Below are 22,075 nucleotides of genomic sequence, written 5' to 3'. Positions count from 1 at the left end.
GGAGAAATTCCGGAAACGGCACCCAGCCAAGCGCTCGCAACGGTACGACGCGCGGAGTCGATGCTGGACGGGTGGAACTGCCCCGCCGTGACATCCCGTGCGAGGCGGCTGATCTCACTGTCGCGGTCGTATCCCCGGCCTCCTGAGAGCGTCACCGCGTGGTCGACCAGGGCTTGGGCAGACTGCGTGGCGTGCACTTTCAGCGCGACCAGCTTGGCGAACCACTGGCCGCCATGGTCGGCATCGTCATCGAGGTCGACGGCGACCGAACGCAAGTGGGCATCGAGCATCTCCCAGGCTATGGCGGCGTCAGCAACTCTTGCACGGACCTCCGGCCGATGAACGAACGGTATGCCGTCCATACCTGGTCTGCGCTGCTGAACGGCCGTCACCGAAAGTTCCAATGCCCGGTCACCGATGCCCGCATACACAGCGCTGATCAGGGTCTCAAACGCGGCGAAGATTGCAAAGACCAAGGGGTCCTGGCTGGGACCCACCGGTAACTTCCGGAAGATTCTGTCCGGGGGCACGACAACCCCGGACAATTTGGTCGTGTGGGATTGGGTTGCGCGCATGCCGGAGGTATTCCAGTCCTCAAGAATGTCTATGCCCGCCGAATCACGGGTCACAAAACCGTGGACCAGCGCTTGACCGGACCCATCACTTTCCTTTCCGAAAACGCCCAACCTCGTCCACACCGGCGCGAGGCTGGTGAAGATCATCGTTCCGGTGAAGGCGTAACCACCATCGGCCTGACGCTCGGCGGAGGTGAGCGAGTCGAAGAGCACCGAATCGTTGCCCGGCTCCGACAAGCCGAAGGCGAACACCTCGTCAGCCGCTGCCTCGTGAAGGACGAACTCGAGCGACCTGTCTCCCCGCTGAGCGAGCAGGCGCGCGATTGCGGTCCAGACGAGATGCATATTGACGGCGAGGGCTGTGGCAGGGGCTGCGGCGGCCAACCTGCGCTGACACGCAACGGCACCGGACATTCCAAGCCCGGCGCCGCCGTCGTTCTCCGGGCAGAAAAGTTTGAGGTACCCGCTCTCCAACAGATCATCGAAGTCCTCCTGGCAGAACACGTTCCGGGCGTCATAGTCCGGCGCCCTGGAGCGAATCCGGTCAAGGAGCGCATCCGACAGGATTTCGCTGGGTCCTGTGGTCATCAGCTGTTCCGGAGCAGGCGATCCAACACACGCGAGCCGAAGTGTAGGGAATCCACCGGAACCCTCTCGTCCACGCCGTGGAACATCCCGGTGAAGTCGAGTTCCTCGGGCAGCCTCAGCGGCGCGAAACCGTACCCAGTGATCCCCAGCCGGCTAAGCGACTTGTTGTCCGTGCCTCCCGAGAGGGTGTACGGCAGCACTTTGGCGCCCGGGTCTTCGGCGAGGAGGGCGTCAACCATCGAATCGACCAGGTTCCCCGCGAAGGGAACCTCAAGAGAAACGTCCTTGTGTTCGTAGGTCACGTCGACGCCCGCGCCAGCCAACTCCTTGATGGTGGCGAGCACCTGTTCTTCCTGGCCGGGCAGCGTACGCACGTCGATCAACGCTTCGGCCGTGCCGGGGATGACGTTGTGCTTGTACCCACTTTTGAGGACCGTCGGGTTGGAGGTGTTCTGGAGCGTGGCACCGACGAAGCGGGCCACCGTTCCGAGCTCCTTCAGGAGCGTTTCCGGATTGTCGGCATCGAATTCGACGCCGGTGAGTTCAGTCACGCCGTCCAGGAACTGGCGCGTGGTCGGCGTCAGTTCGATGGGCCACTGGTGGCCTCCGATCCGGGATACGGCTCCGGCAAGGCGCGTAACGGCGTTGTCGGTGTTGATCTGCGAGCCGTGTCCAGCCCTGCCGTGGGCTACCAACCGAAGCCAGGAAATACCCTTCTCAGCAGTCTGCAGCAGGTAAGTCCGCTGCCCGCCGATGTTCGCCGAGAATCCCCCGACTTCGGAGATGGCCTCGGTAGCGCCGTCGAACAGTTCGGGCTTGTTGTCCACCAGCCAGGACGCACCGTAGTTGCCGCCGGCCTCCTCATCTGCGAAGAAGGCGAAGATGAGGTCCCGTTTGGGTTGCACTCCGTCGCGCCGCATCGAACGGAGCACTGAAAGGATCATGGCGTCCATGTCCTTCATGTCCACCGCTCCCCTGCCCCAGATCAGGCCGTCCTTCTCCTCGGCGCTGAAGGGATCGACGCTCCAGTCCTCCTTTTGCGCAGGCACTACGTCGAGGTGGCCATGGACGATCAATGCGGGCAGGCTTGAGTCACTGCCTTCCATCCGCGCTATCACCGAGGAACGCCCCGGCGCAGATTCGAAGAGTTGCGCCTGGAGGCCCACCTCGTCGATCAGGCCAGCGGTGTATTCGGCGGCCTTGCGTTCACCCGGGCCTTCGTTGTCACCGTAGTTCGAGGTGTCGATCCGGATCAGGTCCCTGCAGATCCGGACAACTTCATCTTCGGGGGCGGCGCCCATGGCTGACCTCCATCGGTAGTGGCTGTGGTTCCAGCCTACCCACTCTCTTCCGGGCTGCGCTGGACGGGCTGTGATCTCCCACACAGGCAGCCGCTTTTGTGACCTAGTTGCTTGAGGCCACAGCTAGGCTGGGGTGGTCATCATCAACCAGACGATGACCCATTACCTTCGTTTGGGGAGAACATGAAAATAATCAAGGTTGCGGCTGTGGCCGCGGTAGCCCTCGCCGCCCTCACCGGGTGTGGCGAATCCAGCGAATCGTCCGCCACGCCATCAAATGCGGCGCCGACCCCCGCCAGCTCGACGGCACCCGCCCAGAACGTGGCGAAGCCCGCTACGAACGAGCTCATGAGCGAGCCGACCGCTGAAGGCGCGAAGGCATTCCTCCACCACATCTTTGAACTGAAGTCCTACGCACTCCAGACCGGCGATACTGAGGCCCTCCTCGCGGCAGTGGACGGCGCAGATGCGGCTGTCACCGACGCGGAAGCCGTCAAGGCAATTTACGACGACGGCGGGTGGATCCTGGGCGGCCAGCCCAAGGTGAAGCAGATCCTGATCACGACGCCGGCGGAAGACGTCGCAGAGGGCGTCGAGGTCGATGCGGTGGTCCCAGTGAATCCGGGTGCGTACACCGAGTTCAACGAGGCCGGTGAGGCACAGGAGACACGTCCGTTCGACGGCGCTGGCTCCATCTACTCCGCCACAGTTGTCTTCGAGGACGACGCCTGGAAGGCCACCTACCTTGAGGAAACACCGGAGGCAGAGCTTCCCGCTGCCGAGTAGCGTCACTGCACGAAGAAGCGCGCCTGTTCCCTGTACGGGGAGCGGGCGCGTTCTTTTTTGTGCAGTGGACAGAACGAGTGAGGGCAGCAAAAACTGCACCACTAAGCGGATTCTCGCACCGCTTGTCCCCCGTTGGACCTTCTTCTGACCCGATATTCGACCACGTGAACCACGCGAGTGTTCTTCAATGATTCTCGAAACTCCGCGCCCACTCCGACGGGTGAAGCTTGGCCTCATTTGCGGCTCGCTGGGAGGAATGTCAGATTCACAGACGAGCAGTTGGAGGAGGCGCTGATCAACGCAGTCAGCGCGCTTCCAGGGATAAGTCTTCAGGACTTGGGACGAGCACTGGACCTAACCACGAGTTGAGCGGGGTATATAAAAGGGATCTGCTTGGCTTCCGGATTGTCCAGTTTCTGAAGGAGCATATTCGTTGCCTTGGTGGCCATCGCGGCCACGGGCTGGGTGATCGTGGTTAGCGGCACGGGTGTATTCTCGGCGATCGACAGATTGTCATAACCGATCACCGCTACGTCATTCGGGACCGACCGGCCCAAGGGTGTCAGGGCGTTCATGACCCCTAGGGCCATGAGGTCTGATGCGGCAAAGATGCCATCCAGACGCGGGCTTTCTGTTAGCAGCTGTACGGCAGCTTCCTGCCCTCCTTCAGTGGAGAAGTCAGCATGGGCAACAGGTCCCTCGGGAAGTCCGGCTTCACGCAGGCCGTCCTTCCAACCAGCCAGGCGGTCGGTGGCTACTGTCATATCCGCTGGCCCGGCTACTGTCCCTAACCGGGTGCGACCAATGGAAGCAAAGTATCTGGCGGCAAGCCGTCCACCTTCGTAATTGTCGGCGTCAACGTAGGTGACGTCGAACGTGTTGTCCCAGGGCCGCCCAATGAAGCTGGCTGGGAGGCCGGTCTGAGCGAGCGACTTTGCCCAGGAATCCGCCTTATGGTGGGAGACCACAATGGCGCCGTCTACGTGGCCGCCCTGCAGGTAACGCATAGCGCGGGACGAATCGTCATTGGTTCTCGACATAAGGAGCACAAGCTGCAGGTCCGTTTCGCGGAGAGCTTCCGTGATCCCCGTAGTGACGACAGCGAAGAAGGGGTCCATCATGACCCGAACGTCCGGCTCAGGGATGACCAAAGCGATGGAAGATGTTCTTCGGGTCACCAGGCTGCGGGCCGCTTGGTTCGGGATGTATCCGAGCGCGACGACGGCGCGGTCCACTGCGGCTTGAGCCTCCGGGCTGACTCGGGCTCCCCCATTGATAGCGCGTGATGCCGTAGACCGCGATACGCCGGCGGCCAGTGCAAGGTCCTCAAGGGTGGGGCCGGGCCTCATTGCGCCCGGGCGTAAGGACCGGGGCGGGGACGTGTTCATGGGCTAAATAATATGGCACCCCAATTGACGGCCGTGGGAGAAACGGCATCCGAGGCGGGCCCTGAACCGCCCATGGCGCTCTGCAGGCGTACACATACGCAGGACTTCTCCTGTCGCATCATTTCAATCACCCTTACGGGTTGACGGTGTGATGCAGGGCACACATACTTGCATGGGAGCGCTTCCACAGGTGCTCTGCATGCTTCACTTTCCTACTCATCGCTCGAAGGAGCGCAATGAAAACACAATCGCGATTCTCACTGATCAGCTTGGGAGCAATGCTGGCGGCAACCTCATTTGCCGCCATTTCCCTTACAGCGTCTGCTGCGTCCGCTGATATAGCCGACGAAACGCAGTTCTATGTCGAACAGCAGAGCCACTACCGAGAGGCACTCCGGCAGTCCGCGAAGTTGCGGGCGTCGGGAGACCGGCAGACGGCGGAGCAACTGAGGGAGCTCATCTCCACTCCCCAAGCTGTGTGGGTTACCTCGGGAACACCGAAGGAGGTTGAGCAGCAGGTCCGCCAAACAACCCACAGGGCCGAAGGCAAGGGGCAGGTCCCCGTACTGTCGGCATACAACCTTCCCTTCAGGGATTGCTCGCAGTACTCTGCCGGCGGCGCCTCTTCAGTTGCAGAGTACAAAGCCTGGATCGACGGACTCGCGGCCGGTATCGAGGACCGCGAAGCCGTCATCATCCTCGAAACTGACGGGCTGGGCATCATCCCCTGGTACACACCGTTCAACAGCGAGAGCCCTGAATGGTGCCAACCCGCCGAAGTGGAAGCAGAAACAGCCGCTGCCGAGCGCTTCGAGATGCTCAACTACGCTGTCGACACGCTGAAAGCACTGCCTGCGACGAGTGTGTATCTGGACGGAACACACAGCGGATGGCTTAGCGTTGGCGATGCCGCTGACCGACTCGTCAAGGCAGGTGTGCAGGATGCCGACGGGTTCTTCCTGAATGTCTCCAACTATGAGTTGACCGAGCGGCAGTTGAAGTTCGGGGCCTGGATCTCCAAGTGCATCTACTACGCGACTGAGATTGCGCCCGGCAATTTCGGAGCCTGCGGAAGTCAGTACTACCCCGCATCCTCCAATGACTTCCACAGCTGGGACTTGACTGACGCCTGGTACGAGGCGAATGTCGACAACGCCTCCAACGCCCCCACAGCCGATGACCTCGCTCACTTCGTAATCGATACCAGCCGCAACGGACAGGGCCCTTGGACGCCGGAGCAGTCTTACCCTGACCCCCAGGTGTGGTGCAACCCGCCGGAAAGAGGTCTCGGTATCCCCCCGACCACGAACACCGGTCACGAACTCGCTGATGCTTTCCTCTGGGTTAAGGTGCCCGGCGAATCAGACGGAGAATGCAACCGCGGTCTCGGATCGGGGGCGGTGGATCCTGAGTGGGGCATCGTTGATCCCGCCGCAGGCGCGTGGTTCCCGGCGCAAGCCCTGGAACTGCTTGAGTACTCGAACCCGTCGTTCGGGAGCTAGACCCCACTGCGCATCCGCAACACGAGAAACTAGAAAAGTGGCTTCCTTCAATCGAGAAGGAAGCCACTTTTCCTTCGCACTCCCGAACACTCCTGCGTCACTGGGCAGGGCAGTCCTCGAAGTGCATTGAGTGTAGCCCCCTGCCGGATTCGAACCTGCGACCCCCTGTTTACGTGCCGAAGATTCTCCAGGCCGCACATGTGTACGGCACGCGACCGACATTTCACCGAGCATAAAGCAGGTCCTCCTCGCTGTCATAATCAGCCTGGTCGAAGAGCAGTTCGTACTCGTGGTCCGGTTTCAGGACGTGGTCCATGTCAGCGAAATGCTTCACCTCGTCGTGGACCGCGAAGCGGATCATGCCGACCCGTTCTGCTCGGCGGCCGGGCTCGAGGTTGGGTAAGGGCATGGACGTTCGAACGTGTTTTTGGGGCAGGCCCCCTGTGCGCAGCCCCTTCACCCACGGAATTTACGTCACGGCAATCGGGCTCAGCAGCATTTGCGCTCCCAAGCGTGGGGTCAATGTAGCTGCGCTTTCGCGTGGTTGAAGGCACAAAAAAACCCCGGAGAACCGGGGTTTTTGTTGTGCGCGGAGGGGGACTTGAACCCCCTTCTCGGCGTGTCGTCCACTGTAAGAACCGCATGATTGCGCGGTTTCGGCACGGTATGACCCGCGATGCGACTAGATCTCACCTCTTATTCGACCACGCGAACCACGCGACGAACTCCAGCAATTCTCGAATCTCCGCGCCCACTATGACGGGGTAGATCATCAACCTTTCGGCCGTCGAAATTCGGCTCGCATAGGGGTAGGTATCAGGACGCAAGATGCCTGCGACGTGATCAGGACGCCCTTATGTACACCGAACCTCAGCGTCGTTTCCTCACTCCCGAGCAGGTGGCCGATCGCCTCGGCGTATCCGTTCGGTCAGTACGAGAGAAGGTTTACCAGGGAACTTGGCCTCATCTACCGCTCGATGGGAGGACTATCAGATTCACGGAGGAGCAGTTAGGAGAAATTGTTGAAGCCTCCGTGAGATCCGGTAACTCAGTGTCGGCTCAAGGTCCTGGCAAGGACGCCGGGAAGGCACTCGCGGCGCTGCTTAGCGGTCGACGGTGAGCCCTAAGAAGGTTGGACTGCTAAGCGTCTATCGGATCTTGTGCCCGCCAGAGCGCCCCGCCATCACCGACCTATCCGATACCGCTCGCCGCCTGCTTACTTACGTGTGTTATTCCCTGCATTTCCCGGAGAAACCCACCATCAGGCCTGTGGTTAGGAACCCAGCAGGGCCTTCCGTTCGGAGCGCAGTCGAAACCGGTTCCTCCAAGACGTAACTCTCGTGGCTGGTGTGCTGGAGCCGGGGAGACCTGTGGAGAGCGGCGGCGTAGCGTGAGCGCGACTGCCTGCCGCGCCCGCCGCTCATCAGCTGATCATCGACAGCGCCGACTACCGCGACGAGGACGACGTGGCCTCCCTCGGCCAGGACGAAAACCGCGAGCAGTGGGAGCCTGGCGAACACCGCGTGCCTGCATGCGGTCAACGAGAACATCCACGCCCGTCACCGCGACCGCGAAACAGGTCGGAAAGCGAGGTAGTCATGGACACTATGTGTATGGAGTATCACCTCTGTGTCATCGCCAGGTCTCATCGAATTATTCAGCCGCACGGTGAGTTGCCGGTCTAGATGCGGTGCATCGACTGTAGTGGCGCTGCAGCGGTGCACACTGTGGCGCGTGGAACGGGCCGTTAAGATAAAAGCCTGGATTTCTCCTTAGTTCCAACTGAACGAGGCGGACCATCAGCTCATGGCCGCCTCAAGGAAGAGCGCCCCAACCGAACCTCCGGCTGGACCCGCACCATCGACGCGGAAGCCGCAGCCGTGGTGGCTCCGGGATGTCGTCATTCCGGTGCTGATCGCTGTCATCGTGGGAGGGATGACCATGTTGGGTCAAGCTGTCATCGATGACAATCGTGCAGAACGGGAGCAGGCTGCCACTACCAAACTCTCTGATGAGCTCTCACAGCTCGAAGACCTGCGTTTCATCCGGGAACGCTCCGCCGACCTTCCCCCGCTTGACGAAGACGTGCTAGTGGGATCCCTTCCCTTCTCCGGCATGGACCTCCGGGGACTCGATCTATCCCACATGGATTTGCGAGGGGCAGATTTCACCTCCGCAGACCTCAGAGGAACCAGCCTGTTCGACGCCGATCTCCGGAATGCCCTGTTCCTGAACTCGAAGCTTGACGGAGCCGACTTCACCAAGACCGACCTCGCCGGCGCAGAAATCCGGCGGTCATCCATGCGTGGCACGAATTTTACCGCCTCTCTAGGAGGCGTGTTCATCGAGGTCTGCTGGGATGCCGACACCGTCCTGCCGTCCGCCGACAACATCCAGGGCGTCAGCATGTGCTGACGCGCTCTACCGGCTGAACTGTACCCGCCATGCGGGCACACCAGTGCCCCGAACGGTCCACGGGGATCTAGCCCGCCAACTCCTCGTTGGAAGCCAGCCGCCTCGTCTACAGGACGGACCCGATCAGAGTTGTCGCCACGGACCGTGGACGAGCGGCCTCTTCCTTTTTGGCCGGCTCCTGCCGAAGGCTGGCTTGTTGGCCCCGGAGCCGACGGCTCTTGGAGCAAGGCGGGTATCTCGACTAACCCCTCACCCGTTCGTCCGTTCGTCGGCGGTGCGTTGACCAGCTGAGATCACCCCCGCTCGCCTGCCCTCGCGGCCGATATTTGCGCGCCGGCGCCCATCTATCTGTTGGCCGGTAAATGCTGTGCCAGTCCAAGGAGGCCCGGAATGAGACACCAGCTGGCATCACAGTGGCGGGCAGCCTCGGCGGTCGCGCGATCCGCTTCGGGTGCATTCGACATCGCATCCATCGTTGTTGGCGTTGTCCTGTTGGGCGTACTGACCGGCGGCATCCTTGTCAGCGTCAGCGCACTCATCCCCTACGCTCATGACTCGGCGGCCAAACAGGATCTTTATTCGGTCCGGACGGCCGAGGACACCGCCTTGATTACAGGCAATTCCGGCAAGTATGGGTCATTGACCGCCATGCAGGACGCCGGGCTGGTCGCCTCCGAGGCGGCTAATATGGCGGCCGGAACCGACACCGATGGCAGCTGCTATGTGGCGATCTCGAAATCCAGATCAGGCACACCCTTCTACCTGACGGACAAGGCCTCCATTGCCAGGCCTCTTACGGACAGCAATGAGCCCGGCTGCCTGGAATCCGACGAGGTTACCGCGCTGGCGAGCAGTATCGGTACTCCCCTTCCCGCCCGTTACTCTTCGACCATGGGCATGACGACGTTCGCTTTCAATGGTCATGAGTTTATGAAGCGTGACTATGACACCTGGAATAACTCGCTTGGCGTCGGCCCCCACTTCACCGGCGAATGGTATTCCTCACTGGTCACCGAGAACCCGGACGGGTCATTGGACCTGAAAATGTACAACCCTTCCGGGGACTACCCGCTGGGTGCCCAGATCATCTCCAAAAAGGCCTACGGCTACGGCACCTACCAGATCACCATTGAGGGCGATTTCGCCAACTTCAACCCCAACCTCGTCTTCGGTTCGCTATTTACCTACGACTGGACTGATGGTCCCGCCGGCGGGCACAACGAGATCAACGCCGGAGAGATTTCCAGCTGGAATGGCGTCGGTGTCGAAGCCAGTCAGAACTTCTTCAAGGACGCCGGAGGAGACCCTGTCATCGCCAGGGAGACCCTTTGGCCGGTCGGCCTCACCCAAGCGACCGTGCGCATGCAGCGGGAGGAAGGCAGGATCACCTGGGACATTTTCGATGGCCCGAGCACGTCTGGCACGGTGATCGCTCACGCCGAGGAGACGAAGGATATTCCGGTTCCTGCCAACGAGCAGGTGAACATCAACCTGTGGGTCAAGGACCGAGGCCTGGCTGATCACCCGGCATTGAACACGCCGACCACCGTGGTGACGATCCGCGACTTCACGTACACGCGCTAGACCAGCTTGAGGTCACTCCTCCACGATGCGTCTACTCGATCAGCAAGCCGCTCAAACTCATCGAAGTAGGTCTGTGGCAAATCGCCGAAGGGGACATCTGGCCTCTGCTCTCGGTGTGCCCGCAACGCTTCGCGGGCAGCATCGATCTCCGCCCAGTCCATCAACCGGTTCTCGGACACGGCACGGCTGATGAGGTCGACCCGGTGCTGCCTGTCCTCAATGAGCTCGAGCTGATCCTCCGGATGGCCAGAGTAGCCGCCGGCACGGTAGATGCGCCTGGCCTCGGCCAAGTCGGCTTTCGCCGTCATCAACTCACGGTTGGTTCTGCTCAACGGAATGGAGGTGAAGTGTCGAAGGAATGGAAGTCGCATGGCCACCATGTGTGCGGAGCAGGGGGTACCCCTGACCGGGAAGTGTGAACCGCAGCGCCACACACATGGCGGTCATGAGAATCCTCGCCGTCAACGCCAAGCTGACCACCGAATCCGATGTTGCCTTCCGCTTCGACACTCCGGCGGAGATCCGTGCCGCCTGGAAGTGGCTCGTCGAGCACGACCGGCTCGGCAGCTTCTCCTACCGACCGCAAAATAAAGGCTCGGATGCTGACCGGGCCTTTCTGGAGCAGTACCTATCCGAGTACTGGCTGACCAAGGTCTATGCGCCGGTCGAATCAGCGACCATCGTGCGACTTGTCGATGGCTTTTTCGGCGCCGACCTGGACCGGACCATCTACGACGTCGTCAACGCGGACAGTTGAAGCCGAACCGAAACCGCCGTCCTGTTGTGAACTAGACAGCACGGGATGGTTAGGTGCGCTCACTCAGGGCTGTCACCTTGCTTGGAGTAGTCGCCCGCTCGCTTCGGAAGCCAGGTGTGCAACGTTTTCTGCGGCTATGTCTCGCATGCGAGTGACAAAGGGGTGCCAAGGTCGGTCTGAGGGTCCGGCAAACACAAGTCGTCGATCCAGTGCAGGATTGATGTCCACCATTACTAGAGTCTCGGGCAGCATGGAAGCTGCTAGGGACGGCATGATGGCGATGCCGAGGTCGCCTTCGACCATGCTGAGAAGAGTCGACAGTTCTCTCACTCGTTGGGCTGGCTTGTATCTGATTCCAGCCTCCCGGTGGATTGCCTTTATCTGGGGCTCGCACCCGCTAGAGGACACGATTAATGGATCCTCAACCAGTTCGGACAGTTCAACTTCCCGTAGGGAGCTGAAGGGATGGTCCGCACGTAACACTGCCTGGAATCGGTCGCGGATCAGCTCCACTCCCCCATCAGGCATTCTTTCCGGATCGACGAGGATCGCGCAGTCGACGGCGCCAGACTGCAGCCATTCGACAAGCTCGTCGTCGCCTCCTTCGAAGATCCGTATGTCCACGTCCGGGAGGACTTCCCGCCACAGTGAAAGGAGCCTGGGCACCAGTCGGTGGGATGCGGTTGGTGACGCGGCAACCTTGAGCGTGCCGTGGACTTTCTTGCCCTGCTGCATGTCAATCAGGGAATCAATCGCACGAGCGGCGGCAAGGGCAGCCCGAGCATGAGGGAGCATCATTCGTCCCACCCCTGTTGGCTCAATCTTCGGTGATCGGCTCACTATCGGCGCTCCCACCGTCTTTTCGAGAGCGGCAAGGGTGTGCGATACCGACGACTGACTCATGACGAGTTCTTCGGCAGCTGCGCCGAATCCCCCGCTTTCAACAACGCCAACGAAGACGGCGAGTTGCTTGAGTGTTGCTGCCATGAAGATCCTTCATCAATCAATCGATTGCATCTATTTGTTTCATCATGTCAAATGGAGCACGCTCGAAGCAACCAGCAAGGAGTTCATGCCGTGAATCAAGCCATAACTAGTACACATCGGTTCTCCATTGGAGCGCAGTACATCGCCGCAGCGGCCGTATGGGGTGCCAGTTTCCTCTTCATCAAAGTTGCAGTTGGCGGCATCTCACCAGCCCAGGTCGCCCTGGGCCGCCTGCTCGGTGGTGCGTTGATTCTTGCACTCATCATGATCATTTCGAGGCGGAAGTGGCCAACCGGTCTCAAGACCTGGGGGCACCTATTCGCAATCGGGATTCTAATGTGTGTCGCCCCTTTCTTATTGTTCTCCTGGGCTGCACAATTCTTGCCTTCCGGTCTTTCCAGCATCTACAACGCCACCACGCCTATCGCCACGATGCTTATAGCCCTGGCTGTCCTTCCAGAGGAAAAGCTGAACAAGCTGAAGACGATTGCGATGTTCGCTGCGGCTGGCGGCATCGTCTTGGTGGTTGCTCCGTGGCGGGTGCTGTCCGACGCGTCCTCGTCTCCTGATTTCCTTCTTGCTCAGGCCGCCTGCCTAGCAGCAACCACCTGTTACGGCTTCGGGTTCACCTACACTCGCCGATTCTTCCGAGGGCACGACTACGACTCGACGACGGTCGCATCGAGTCAGATCGGGGCAGCTGCTCTAGTCATGTTGGCGCTCACACCGGTCATCGGTCGTGACCCAGTAAATCTCACCCCCGAAGTTGTTGTAAGCATTTTTCTCCTCGGAACGGTGGGAACTGGCATTGCCTACATCTGGTACACGAACGTCATCAATGCTTGGGGCGCGACTGTAGCCTCGACAGTCACCTACCTCACCCCGGTTGGGGGCGTAATACTGGGCATTCTGGTGCTCGGTGAAGTAATCCACTGGAACGAAATAGTTGGAGGGATCGTCGTCATCCTGGCGATCCTCATAAGCCAAGGGCGGTTGAAGCTTCCCGCTCGGCGTCCTCAGGTAGAGGAAAGAGACCCGGAGTTCCAATTGAGTGAGGTCTCCGAAAGCACAAGCGAACCCACTCGCTGAAATCTCCAGCTATCGCTGAGCCCGCTAATTGAAGGAATCAAGATGCTGACTATCGCTGTGTCCGCTGCCGCGGTCGCGCTCGTTGTAACGATTGGCCGACTGTCGATGCCTCCTTTGGAGAGGCTGCCGGTACAGCGGTTGTCCCCTGCAGACTTTCTCGCAAATTTCATCAACGGCCTGCGCCTGTGCGCGCTGTGGGGCTTCCCCCGCATTGCATCCGGCCGAAACCCGCTGCCGGAACATGAACAGCGTCGGGGGCCCGGAGCCCGAGTGGCGGCTCACCTACTCAACTCTGATGTCGACGGATTTCATGGAAGGATCCGATGAAGCTGCCTCGCCAATACTGGTACCTCTGGACCGGGCAAATACTCAACCGTATTGGAGTGCTCTCCCCCGCTTTTCTCGTCATCTACATGCAAGACGCCGAGATTCTGACGCTAGACAGGACCGCTCTCTTTGTCGGGCTGTTTGGAGCCGGCGTACTCGTCGCGGGCCTCATCGGCGGCGTCCTCGCCGACACGATCGGTGCCCGCCGTGTAATTCTGCTCGCGCAACCGGTGGCCATAGCCACTGCCATCCTCTATCTCCTAGTGGACAGCGCAGCATTCGTCGGAGCGCTTGCCCTGGTGACTGGATTCCTCTCAACGGTAGATAGGCCCGCCGGGGCTGGCTTGATCTCCAGCATGGTCCCCCAAGAAGAGTTCACGCGCGCGTACAGCCTCTACCTCATGGGATTCAACGTAGGCATGACCCTGAGCCCTGTGCTCGCTGGGGTGCTACTCGATGTGTTCCCGCAAGGAATTTTCTTCGTTTGGGCCGCCTCCAGTGCTGCATACGCGCTCTTCGCAGCGGCACTCCCTCGGGACCGTCCCATACGGCAAGATGGTGCCGCCGCGCTATCACCTAAAGCACTTGCGCTTGGAGTGCTTGCACCTTACAGATCACCGGTCCTCGTGGCTTTTCTTTTGCTGTGCTTTCTGCTGGCGGGCATCTATCTACAGGTGAACTCCAGCCTTCCTCTGAACATGCGGGCGGACGGGCTGGACTCGATAGAGATCGGCATAGTTCTCGCGGTCAACGCCGCCCTCTCCATTGCGCTGCTTCCATTTGTTCCGAAACTCGTAGGCAGATGGTCCGACGAATCACCGCTTGTGTTGGCCGCCCTGCTACTGGGCATCGGCTTCGGGCTCAACGCTTTTGCAGGCGGTGTCCTTAGCTTCACCTTCGCACTGGTCATTTGGACTCTCGGCGAAGTGCTTTGGGCCCCAATGTCAGCCACCTTCCTGGCTAAACGGGCCCCAGCGGGTCAGATGAGCACTTATCAAGGATCATTTTTCTTCGCGTGGAACGCAGCGTTCATGGTCGGAGGTCCCGTCGGCATCCTTGTCGCGGACAACTTTGGTTACGAGACTCTTTGGGCCGCGACTTTCATTTTGGGTGTTATCGCGGCGATCGGCTTCAAAATACTTCCACGCTTGCATGGTTTCAAAACTGTTCAGCCACCAGCCGCCGAACAGCTCATTCCCGATAGCGGGACAAGAACAAACTAGGGGGAACACCGCATTGACCGTGCCATCAGTCACCTCACCAGTCACTAAACGCCTGGAGCAACGAGCCAACTCGTCCGTTGTCACTCAGGGCTTCCTGCAGCGTTCCCTTCAAGACCTAGAACGGCGTAGGGCGTTATCCGAGTCTCCTCACTCTGCTGCGAAAGAGGTCTTCAGGGATCTACTCGATCAAGCTCAGGATACGTATTTCGGGCGCAAGCACGATCTCGGTTCAGTCCACACCCTGTCGGACTGGAAAAAAGCGATGCCCATTCGCTGCTACCCGGATTACCGGCCATACATCGACAAGATCATTGACGGCGATAGCAACGTGCTCACTAAGAGCACGCCGTATGCACTCCTGAAGACATCTGGCTCAACTGGTAAGCCGAAACTCGTTCCGACCACCCGACATTGGCGAGATGCTTACCGAGGGAAAGCCCTGTATTCGCAATGGGGTCTTTACTTCGAGCACCTAGGCCAAGAACGCTCCCTCGGCGCGGCGGTGCTAGACCTGTCGTGGGAACGCTCTGGTGTCCCTGCGGAGCTGCAGGAAACGAGCCAGTACTCGATCTCACAACGCCCCGCAGCCGTGAGCAGCGGAGACTGGTTGCCGCCGTGGTACCACGAGTCCTGGTTCAGAGCAGGCGACGGGGAGGATTACAGGCAGAGTCTCTACCGGAAGTTGCGACTGCTTGCCCGGTCCGATGTGCGCGCACTCGTTGCGCTCAACCCGTCGAAGATCATTGGTCTTGCCGACGTCCTGGCACTTCGCAGCGAGGACTTGGTGCGCGACGTCTACCAGGGAACGCTCAACGATGCAGATCTCGTTGACGTACCTGACCGAGAAGCATCCGCCCGACTGGAACAGGTGCTGAACCGGCAAGGAAAGGTAAGCCTGACAGATCTTTGGCCCGCCCTCGAACTCGTTGTGTCGTGGAACTCGGCTTCGGCCGCACTCTACGGGTCGTGGCTCGAGGAAGTGACTCAGGGCATTCCGAAGCTTCCCTTCAGCTCCACGGGGACAGAAGGAATCATCACCATTCCCACAGATGCTCATCCCTCCGCTGGCCCCCTCTCCATCGATCTAGGAATTTATGAGTTCGTGCCTGTTTCGGCTGACGACGACGGGTCAGATGTCGCCCCGGACGCAGAAACACTCAACTTCGACCAACTGGAAGTCGGCGGCATCTACAACGTCGTGATGAGTCAAGCCAATGGGCTTTACCGGTATGACCTCGGCGATCGGTACCGAGTACTCGACATGATCGGAGGGCTTCCGCGTCTTGAATTTGCGGAGAGAGCTGGGTTCGGAAGTTCCTTCACGGGCGAAAAGCTCACAGAAGAAGACATCCACACAGCCGTCCGCAATGCCAGCGGTGGGTATTGGTCAGCACGCCACCTGTTCACCTGTGTGCCTGTATGGGGTAACCCACCCGGATACACCATCGTCATCGAATGGGACGGGCTCCTCCCGTTATCACCCGAGCGATTCGCCGAAAGCATAGAAGCAGAACTGCAGCGGCTCAACCTTGAATATGCCGAGAAGAGACGCACCGACAGGCTCATCCCTATCAGCATACGGACGGTGAAACCGGGCGCTTTCACTCACATTGAGGAAAAAAGGCGACTTGGCGGCGCCTCCCCCGCGCAACTGAAGCACTACTGGATACAGCGCAACTCTGAACTACTCACCTATCTCCAAAGCGACTCAATGCGCCCTTGGCTCGCTCAAAGCCTCCCATCACAGGACAAACTACGATGAGCTCCACCTATTCAATGGAGACCCTGACCGGAACCGATGGCACACCCCTGGCGCTCCACTCCTGGTGGCCTGCCGGCGACGTCGCACCGCTCGGAACCCTCTTTACATCCATGGCCTTCAGAGCCACGCAGGCTGGCTCATCGAGACCGGTCCAGCCCTAGCCCAACGCGGGATAACTACATTCGCACTCGATAGACACGGTTCAGGACGAAGTGGAGGCACTCCCGGTGACCTCCCGTCAGCAGAACTCATCTTGGGTGACTACTGGATGGCGTTAGCATTTGTACGCCAAATTTCTAGCTCGCCTCTTACTCTGCTCGGACAAAGCTTCGGCGGGAGCGTCCTCGCGGCGATGGCCGCTGAAGGCCTACCGGAAGCGGACCGTTTGATCTATTGCGCACCCGCTCTCGATCAGCAAAGGCATCGACACAACGCCTCGATGCTCGAATCGATGAGGAGTGCCACCGGTACCGGATACTCACCCGTTGGTCTGGTTGACGAGGACTACTCAGATAAGTCTCGATACCTGGAATTCATGGCCAACGACGACTTGATGCTGCGGCAGGTCACCGAGCGGGCGCGCTCCACAATGGTGAACATCGAAGATAGGTATCACAGAATGAAGGCCGGTTGCCGGTTACCCGTGCACTACGTTCGACCCGAGAGCGATGCGATCATCAATCTCTCAATTGCGGAAGACGCACTCAGCGTTCTGCACGAATCCTTCACCACCACCGTCATCAGGGAAGAAAACCACTTTCTTGAGTTCTCGGGATCGCGTCGTCAATATTGGGACTGGTTGGCCGATACTGTTGCGGCTCCTGTCGAGAACGAGCAGATGGTCGCCCGGTGATTCAGTCGATCGTGATCTCGCTGGCCACAGTACCTATGGCAGAGAAGTTCTCACACTCCACAGCGCAAAGATCATCCACTTCTTCTGTACTGGTCGTCCTGAGAGCTGGGGCTATTTCGGGATGGGGCGAAGGCGCACCTCGACCCTATGTAACTGGGGAGACCATGCAGTCGGTGGTTGATTCGCTAAGCCAGGTGAGCCTTGAATCGGTTAATGAGCTGATCGATTTCGGCTCCTTGGATTCAGGTATCGCGACCCTGCAGGACCTGCCTTCCCTCAGAACCGCTGGCGGTGACTCTCTCGGTCCGGCAGCTCAATCAGCCCTCGAACTCGCGTTATTCGACCTACTCTGCAGGCTTCATCGGCGTCCCGGCGTCGATGCCCTCCGCACCACCCCAACTGCGGCGCAATCTTTATATCTAACACCGCGAACGGTGCCGGTCTCGTACGTACTCGATCTGTCGACCGATGTGGACCGCGCGATGAGTCGGCTTGGAGGAGAAACGGTGTCGGCCCTCACGCACGTCAAGGTGAAGGCCAGCGGGAACGTGGCCGAAAGCGTTGATCGCGTGAGGCAAGTTCGCTACGCAACGGGGCCGTCTACTCGTATTTCGGTCGACGTCAATGGGGTGTGGGAGAGAGATGCCGCGATGAAAGCAGCATCCGCGCTCCTTCCCCTACGGGTGGACTGGCTTGAGGAGCCTGTGGCAGCGAGGGACTGGAAGTCAATGGCTGCGATCCGCCAGATCGGGATGCCCGTGATGCTCGATGAATCCTTTTCCTCCCGTGAAGATCTGATCTCAGCGGTCGAAGAAGGCGCGGCAGACTACGTGAACCTCCGGGTGAGCAAATGCGGCGGCATCCTTCCGACACTGAGCCTTCTCGCGGAAGCGCGGAGGCTCGGTGTCGCGGCGCAGCTTGGGGTGCACGTCGGTGAAATAGGCCCTCTGTGGTCTGCTGCGCGCTTGATCGCCTGCTCAGTCAAGGGACTGGTCGCAGTGGAGGCCGGGAAGCATGACAGCTGGTTCCCCTCCCCGCTCACCGTTCCTCCAAACCAAGTAGATCGAAACAAATACGTCGTCCGGCCCGTACCTGGATTCGGGCTTGGAATTCGACCCAGCTGGACTCTGACCGGGTGGGCACGCGATTACGAACGAACAGGAGTTTGACCATGGAAAACACTTCAACAGCACTGCTCATCGGAGCCGCTGGAGGGATCCTAAGGCGTGTTGCGGAGGAACTCGCCAAAGAGGGTACGGAACTGGTCCTGTTCGACCGGGACCGAGACGCTGTCCAGAAACTGGCGGATGAACTCGGCGGGCTCACACGGATCGAAGTCATCCACGGAGACATCACTGAATCCCAAAAAGCGACAGAACTTTTAGACGAACTGGTTTCCCGGAAAGTACCGACGATCCTCATCAACGGTGTCGGAGGTGACACACGTGTTATCGGTTATCGGGATCTCAGCCAAGAGCACTTCGAGTCTGCTTACCTCGAGAACGTACTGAGCACATTCACCGCCATCAAGGTGATCGGCCCAGCAATGGAGAAAGCCGGTTACGGACGGATCGTCAACTTTGCGTCCGCGGGCGGGCGGACCTACAGCCACTTCAACAACGCCGGCTATGTGGCGGCGAAGGCGGCGGTCATCGGCATGACCAAACAGATCGCATATGAGCTCGCCCAGACCGGGGTTGTTGCCAACGTAGTAGCTCACGGACCCATTGCTACCGACCGTGTGGCTGGAGCGTGGGAGCGGCGCGAACCGAGCCAGAAGGAGGCGGTCCTGTCCAAATTGCCAATGAATCGCATGGGCACTGTTGATGAGGCCATCGGCAGTGTGCTCTATCTCTGCTCTCCGGGCGCCGGCTTCACTACCGGGATAACGATCGACATCAATGGCGGGCTGTACATGTGAATCCTCTACAAAGCGAAGGAGTACCGAATGAGCGTTTTCGTTGTCGAACTGCATTACAACGTTCCCCGCCACGAACGTGAGGAGGTGAATCCTGCCCACGGCGCTTACCTCAAAGTTTTGGCAGACCAAGGAAAGCTCGTCTTGGCCGGCCCGGTCACCGGTCAGAACTCTGGCCTGCTTATCTATCAACTTCCTGATGAGAAGGCACTGGATCAGGTCCTCGCCTCAGAACCGTATGTCCAGGCGGGGCTTGTCGCAGGAACAACTATCAAGACTTGGTCCCCTGGCAAAGGCTTCCTTGCGGAGACTTTGCAATCGAGTGAACACAGAGATGCCGCTCAAGCCGGCCAGGAAAGCAATTCCGAAGGAGTTTCCACATGACACAGCAGATGGACCATGACCTCGACCTGCAGAAGACCGAGTTCACAGCCGGTGATTCGGATTTGTATCCAGGCGTAACCGATCCTCAGATGGACTCAATGAGGATCCTCAGCGAAACCGCGATGGCGTTCCCTGATGCCTTGTCATTTTCCTCCGGCGCGCCATATGACGGCGAATACGATCTCAAGCAGATCAACACCCACATCGATCGCTATATTCAGAAGCTCCGCGAGGACGGGGTATCTGAAGCCGCCATCACCCGCAGGATGTTCCATTACGGGCCAGTGAACGGTTTCATTCTCAACGAGGTGTCTCGCATGCTCAGCGGGTTCGAGAACATCGACGCTCCACCAGCCGCAATCATGATTACGAACGGCTTCCAGGAAGCTCTCCTAGTGGCGTTACGCGGGGTGATGCGAACCCCGGAGGATGTTCTGCTTGTCGTAGCGCCGGCTTATGTGGGTGTTTTAGGAGCAGCGAAGATGCTGGGAGTCCCGGTGCACGGTGTCCCGGAAGGACCAGCCGGTCTCACAGCACAGGCTGTGAACAACGCCGCAGCAGAGGTGCGGGCTTCAGGAAAAACCCCTCGCGCCCTTTACCTCATACCCGACTTCTCGAATCCATCAGGCACGGTGGTTCCAGCCCAAGCACGTTTGGACCTGCTCGAAGTTGCTTCCAAGAATGATCTGTTGATCCTTGAGGACAATCCTTACGGCATATTCGCCGCGGCCGGTCAAGACGAACCGACGATGAAATCACTCGATGTCGAAAGGCGGGTCATCTATCTAGGCTCATTCGCTAAGTCAGCCTTCCCGGGGGCACGCCTGGGATTCCTTGTCGCCGATCAGTTGATTCAGGGGAAAGCGGGAAAGGATCGTTATCTGGCCGAGGAATTGTCCACTGCGAAGGCAATGTTCAGCGTTGGAACCTCCTCGCTCTCCCAGGCTCTGATCGCGGGACTCCTGGAGGCCAATAACTACGACCTCCGAACCGCGAGCACCTCGATACGAGAGGTCTACCTGGAACGTCTACGCACCGCGTTGGGCGCTCTGGACAAGCACTTCCCCGGCGGCGGCGAGGGGAAGAACGCCGTGTCATGGAATACCCCCAAAGGCGGCTTCTTCGTGGTGCTTCAGGTCCCTTTCGATGCCGATTTGGAAGCCATGGAGCGTTCAGCACGGGACTTTGGAGTCAGCTGGGCTCCAATGCGCATGTTCTTCACCGATGGCGGAGGTGAGAGGGCGATGAGGCTCGGAATCAGCAACCTGACGCCATCTCTCATCGAGGAGGGGATTGGTCGGCTGGCTAACTTCATCAAGAACGAGCAAGTCCTCCAGGGGGAAAGCAATGACTGACGGAGTACGCGGTGCTGTAGTGGTTGATGGTTACTCCTCGGGAAATTTCTTCCCTGCCGCATTCGCCGCCTTGGGGGCAGTCGTCATCCATGTTCAAAGCACGCCCGATCTCATGACGACCATGGCAGAGCCGGACATCTCCAAATACGCAGCAAATATCGTGCTGAACGAAGGAACATATGACGCCCAAACTTTAGCGTTGATCAGAAGCTATTCCCCTTCCTGCGTTGTAGCCGGCCAGGAATCAGCTGTTCCTCTCGCCGATCAACTCGGCGAGACCCTCGGCCTCCCTTCGAACGGGACAGCGCTGTCGGAAGCCAGGCGAAACAAGTACGAGATGATCGAAGTGCTGAGACGGGCCGGAATCCCTTGCGCTAACCAACGCAAAGGCAAGGACATGAACGAGCTTGCTGATTGGGTTGACGACACCGTTGGTTATCCCGCTGTCGTCAAGCCGTTGAGCTCAGCGGCAACTGATGGCGTGTTCATCTGCCGCAATAGAGGCGAGCTTGAGGAAGCCGGCGAAAGGGTGCTGTCTTCACAGGACATCTTCGGCCAGCCAAACGAGGAAGTACTTGTCCAGGAGTACCTCAAAGGTCACGAATACATCGTCGATACCGTCAGTAGCGACGGCCGGCCGTACTCATGTGGGATATGGCGTTATCAGAAGTCCCTGCTGCCAACTGGCCAGAACATCTACGACAAAGACATCCTCCTGGCTGAGGACGATCCGTCCACTGGAGTACTCACCGATTACGTGTTCAGCGTGCTTGCCGCCTTGGGCATCAACTGGGGTCCCGCCCACGCGGAAGTCATCCTCACCGATTCTGGCCCGAAACTTGTTGAAATCGGCGCCCGGCTCAACGGCAATATGCATCCCGGGTTCCACGACGAGTGCTTGGGGCACAATCAAGCCTCACTGAGCGCCCTCGCTTATCTGGACCAGGCAGCGTTCGCGAAGACCGCAGACAACAGGATCTTCACTAGAAAGCAACCCGCGACCGTCTACAACGCGCCAACCGAACTAGAAGGAGTGGTCTCTGCAGTCGACCACAGCGTGGTCAGGACGATTAAGGAGTTGCCGAGTGTCTACCTGGCGGCGGTGAAGCTCAAGCCAGGCCTACCCATCACCAAGACCGTAGACCTCATGACGACACCACTCCGGGTGTTCCTCACCGCTGCGGACGAACAAACGCTCGACCGCGATTACCAACAGGTCAAACGGCTGAAGGACTCGATCTACGAACTCGTTTGATCAAGCAACCCAACCACCGAATAGGA

The 22,075-nt window shown here is 59.4% G+C and carries 22 protein-coding genes and 1 pseudogene; 16 read left to right on the top strand and 7 right to left on the bottom strand.

Going from position 1 to position 22,075, the window contains the following annotated elements; all coding sequences use genetic code 11:
- Positions 1 to 20: 20 nt before the first annotated feature.
- Together ACWA1U_RS12395 and ACWA1U_RS12390 are read right to left on the bottom strand one after the other, a co-directional pair.
- Positions 21 to 1,163, bottom strand: a pseudogene (locus tag ACWA1U_RS12395) (acyl-CoA dehydrogenase family protein); the annotation flags it as partial.
- Positions 1,163 to 2,464 carry a M20/M25/M40 family metallo-hydrolase gene (locus ACWA1U_RS12390; RefSeq protein WP_463722484.1) on the bottom strand — a complete coding sequence of 434 codons (1,302 nt, stop codon included), beginning with the start codon at positions 2,462 to 2,464 and terminating at the stop codon, positions 1,163 to 1,165. The pseudogene ACWA1U_RS12395 and the gene ACWA1U_RS12390, both read right to left, overlap by 1 nt.
- Positions 2,465 to 2,647: 183 nt before the next feature.
- Here ACWA1U_RS12390 and ACWA1U_RS12385 point away from each other — a divergent pair, with 183 nt between their 5' ends.
- Positions 2,648 to 3,250 carry a DUF6318 family protein gene (locus tag ACWA1U_RS12385; RefSeq protein ID WP_463722483.1) on the top strand — a complete coding sequence of 201 codons (603 nt, stop codon included), beginning with the start codon at positions 2,648 to 2,650 and terminating at the stop codon, positions 3,248 to 3,250.
- A gap of 329 nt (positions 3,251 to 3,579) precedes the next feature.
- Here the strand turns inward: ACWA1U_RS12385 and ACWA1U_RS12380 are convergent, their stop codons facing one another.
- Positions 3,580 to 4,638: a LacI family DNA-binding transcriptional regulator gene (locus ACWA1U_RS12380; RefSeq protein WP_463722482.1), complete on the bottom strand. Its 1,059-nt coding sequence runs from the start codon at positions 4,636 to 4,638 to the stop codon at positions 3,580 to 3,582.
- A gap of 236 nt (positions 4,639 to 4,874) precedes the next feature.
- Between ACWA1U_RS12380 and ACWA1U_RS12375 the strand changes: the two genes are divergently transcribed.
- On the top strand, positions 4,875 to 6,140 hold the full coding sequence (locus tag ACWA1U_RS12375; protein WP_463722481.1) for a glycoside hydrolase family 6 protein: 1,266 nt from the start codon (positions 4,875 to 4,877) through the stop codon (positions 6,138 to 6,140).
- 223 nt (positions 6,141 to 6,363) lie between these two features.
- Here the strand turns inward: ACWA1U_RS12375 and ACWA1U_RS12370 are convergent, their stop codons facing one another.
- On the bottom strand, positions 6,364 to 6,549 hold the full coding sequence (locus ACWA1U_RS12370) for a hypothetical protein (protein ID WP_463722480.1): 186 nt from the start codon (positions 6,547 to 6,549) through the stop codon (positions 6,364 to 6,366).
- Between the two features lie 447 nt (positions 6,550 to 6,996).
- Between ACWA1U_RS12370 and ACWA1U_RS12365 the strand changes: the two genes are divergently transcribed.
- Positions 6,997 to 7,260: a helix-turn-helix transcriptional regulator gene (locus ACWA1U_RS12365; protein ID WP_463722479.1), complete on the top strand. Its 264-nt coding sequence runs from the start codon at positions 6,997 to 6,999 to the stop codon at positions 7,258 to 7,260.
- A gap of 109 nt (positions 7,261 to 7,369) precedes the next feature.
- On the opposite strand, the gene ACWA1U_RS12360 is transcribed toward ACWA1U_RS12365, so the two are convergent.
- A complete protein-coding gene (locus ACWA1U_RS12360) occupies positions 7,370 to 7,690 on the bottom strand; it encodes a hypothetical protein (protein WP_463722478.1) in 321 nt (106 codons plus the stop codon).
- A gap of 256 nt (positions 7,691 to 7,946) precedes the next feature.
- On the opposite strand from ACWA1U_RS12360, the gene ACWA1U_RS12355 reads away from it, so the two are divergent.
- Together ACWA1U_RS12355 and ACWA1U_RS12350 are read left to right on the top strand one after the other, a co-directional pair.
- The gene (locus ACWA1U_RS12355) at positions 7,947 to 8,555 is read left to right on the top strand and encodes a pentapeptide repeat-containing protein (protein ID WP_463722477.1); all 609 of its coding nucleotides are present in this window, start codon (positions 7,947 to 7,949) and stop codon (positions 8,553 to 8,555) included.
- A 390-nt stretch (positions 8,556 to 8,945) separates the two neighbouring features.
- Entirely contained in the window at positions 8,946 to 10,139 is a 1,194-nt protein-coding gene (locus ACWA1U_RS12350) for a LamG domain-containing protein (protein WP_463722476.1), read from the top strand.
- Here the strand turns inward: ACWA1U_RS12350 and ACWA1U_RS12345 are convergent.
- Positions 10,136 to 10,510, bottom strand: coding sequence for a hypothetical protein (locus ACWA1U_RS12345; protein ID WP_463722475.1), 375 nt, complete (start codon positions 10,508 to 10,510; stop codon positions 10,136 to 10,138). The two genes, ACWA1U_RS12350 and ACWA1U_RS12345, sit on opposite strands and share 4 nt — an antisense overlap.
- A 74-nt stretch (positions 10,511 to 10,584) precedes the next feature.
- Between ACWA1U_RS12345 and ACWA1U_RS12340 the strand changes: the two genes are divergently transcribed.
- Positions 10,585 to 10,896, top strand: a complete 312-nt coding sequence (locus ACWA1U_RS12340; protein ID WP_463722474.1) for a hypothetical protein — start codon at positions 10,585 to 10,587, stop codon at positions 10,894 to 10,896.
- Between the two features lie 72 nt (positions 10,897 to 10,968).
- On the opposite strand, the gene ACWA1U_RS12335 is transcribed toward ACWA1U_RS12340, so the two are convergent.
- Positions 10,969 to 11,883, bottom strand: a complete 915-nt coding sequence (locus ACWA1U_RS12335) for a LysR family transcriptional regulator (protein ID WP_463722473.1) — start codon at positions 11,881 to 11,883, stop codon at positions 10,969 to 10,971.
- Positions 11,884 to 11,934: 51 nt separating this feature from the next.
- Between ACWA1U_RS12335 and ACWA1U_RS12330 the strand changes: the two genes are divergently transcribed.
- From ACWA1U_RS12330 to ACWA1U_RS12285, 10 genes are all read left to right on the top strand, one after another.
- A complete protein-coding gene (locus ACWA1U_RS12330; RefSeq protein ID WP_463722472.1) occupies positions 11,935 to 12,972 on the top strand; it encodes a DMT family transporter in 1,038 nt (345 codons plus the stop codon).
- A 323-nt stretch (positions 12,973 to 13,295) separates the two neighbouring features.
- Positions 13,296 to 14,522, top strand: coding sequence for an MFS transporter (locus ACWA1U_RS12325; RefSeq protein ID WP_463722471.1), 1,227 nt, complete (start codon positions 13,296 to 13,298; stop codon positions 14,520 to 14,522).
- Complete coding sequence (locus ACWA1U_RS12320) at positions 14,452 to 16,284, top strand: GH3 auxin-responsive promoter family protein (RefSeq protein WP_463722470.1); 1,833 nt, start codon at positions 14,452 to 14,454, stop codon at positions 16,282 to 16,284. The genes ACWA1U_RS12325 and ACWA1U_RS12320 overlap by 71 nt, the downstream gene beginning before the upstream one ends.
- Positions 16,281 to 16,445: a hypothetical protein gene (locus ACWA1U_RS12315; RefSeq protein WP_463725096.1), complete on the top strand. Its 165-nt coding sequence runs from the start codon at positions 16,281 to 16,283 to the stop codon at positions 16,443 to 16,445. The genes ACWA1U_RS12320 and ACWA1U_RS12315 overlap by 4 nt, the downstream gene beginning before the upstream one ends.
- Complete coding sequence (locus tag ACWA1U_RS12310; protein ID WP_463725035.1) at positions 16,391 to 17,137, top strand: alpha/beta hydrolase; 747 nt, start codon at positions 16,391 to 16,393, stop codon at positions 17,135 to 17,137. The genes ACWA1U_RS12315 and ACWA1U_RS12310 overlap by 55 nt, the downstream gene beginning before the upstream one ends.
- 164 nt (positions 17,138 to 17,301) lie before the next feature.
- Positions 17,302 to 18,306: a mandelate racemase/muconate lactonizing enzyme family protein gene (locus ACWA1U_RS12305; RefSeq protein WP_463722469.1), complete on the top strand. Its 1,005-nt coding sequence runs from the start codon at positions 17,302 to 17,304 to the stop codon at positions 18,304 to 18,306.
- 2 nt (positions 18,307 to 18,308) lie between these two features.
- Positions 18,309 to 19,058, top strand: a complete 750-nt coding sequence (locus ACWA1U_RS12300) for an SDR family NAD(P)-dependent oxidoreductase (RefSeq protein WP_463722468.1) — start codon at positions 18,309 to 18,311, stop codon at positions 19,056 to 19,058.
- A gap of 27 nt (positions 19,059 to 19,085) precedes the next feature.
- Positions 19,086 to 19,439, top strand: coding sequence for a YciI family protein (locus ACWA1U_RS12295; protein WP_463722467.1), 354 nt, complete (start codon positions 19,086 to 19,088; stop codon positions 19,437 to 19,439).
- Positions 19,436 to 20,794 (top strand): aminotransferase-like domain-containing protein, encoded by a 1,359-nt coding sequence (locus ACWA1U_RS12290; protein WP_463722466.1) that lies wholly within the window; start codon positions 19,436 to 19,438, stop codon positions 20,792 to 20,794. The genes ACWA1U_RS12295 and ACWA1U_RS12290 overlap by 4 nt, the downstream gene beginning before the upstream one ends.
- A complete protein-coding gene (locus ACWA1U_RS12285; protein ID WP_463722465.1) occupies positions 20,787 to 22,049 on the top strand; it encodes an ATP-grasp domain-containing protein in 1,263 nt (420 codons plus the stop codon). Before ACWA1U_RS12290 ends, ACWA1U_RS12285 begins: the two co-directional genes overlap by 8 nt.
- The last annotated feature ends 26 nt before the right edge of the window (positions 22,050 to 22,075 follow it).

The organism is Arthrobacter sp. TRD_SC_6, from assembly GCF_055361185.1.
The sequence above is the reverse complement of the archived record's forward strand: the minus strand, read 5'-3'. Positions and strand labels throughout refer to the sequence as shown.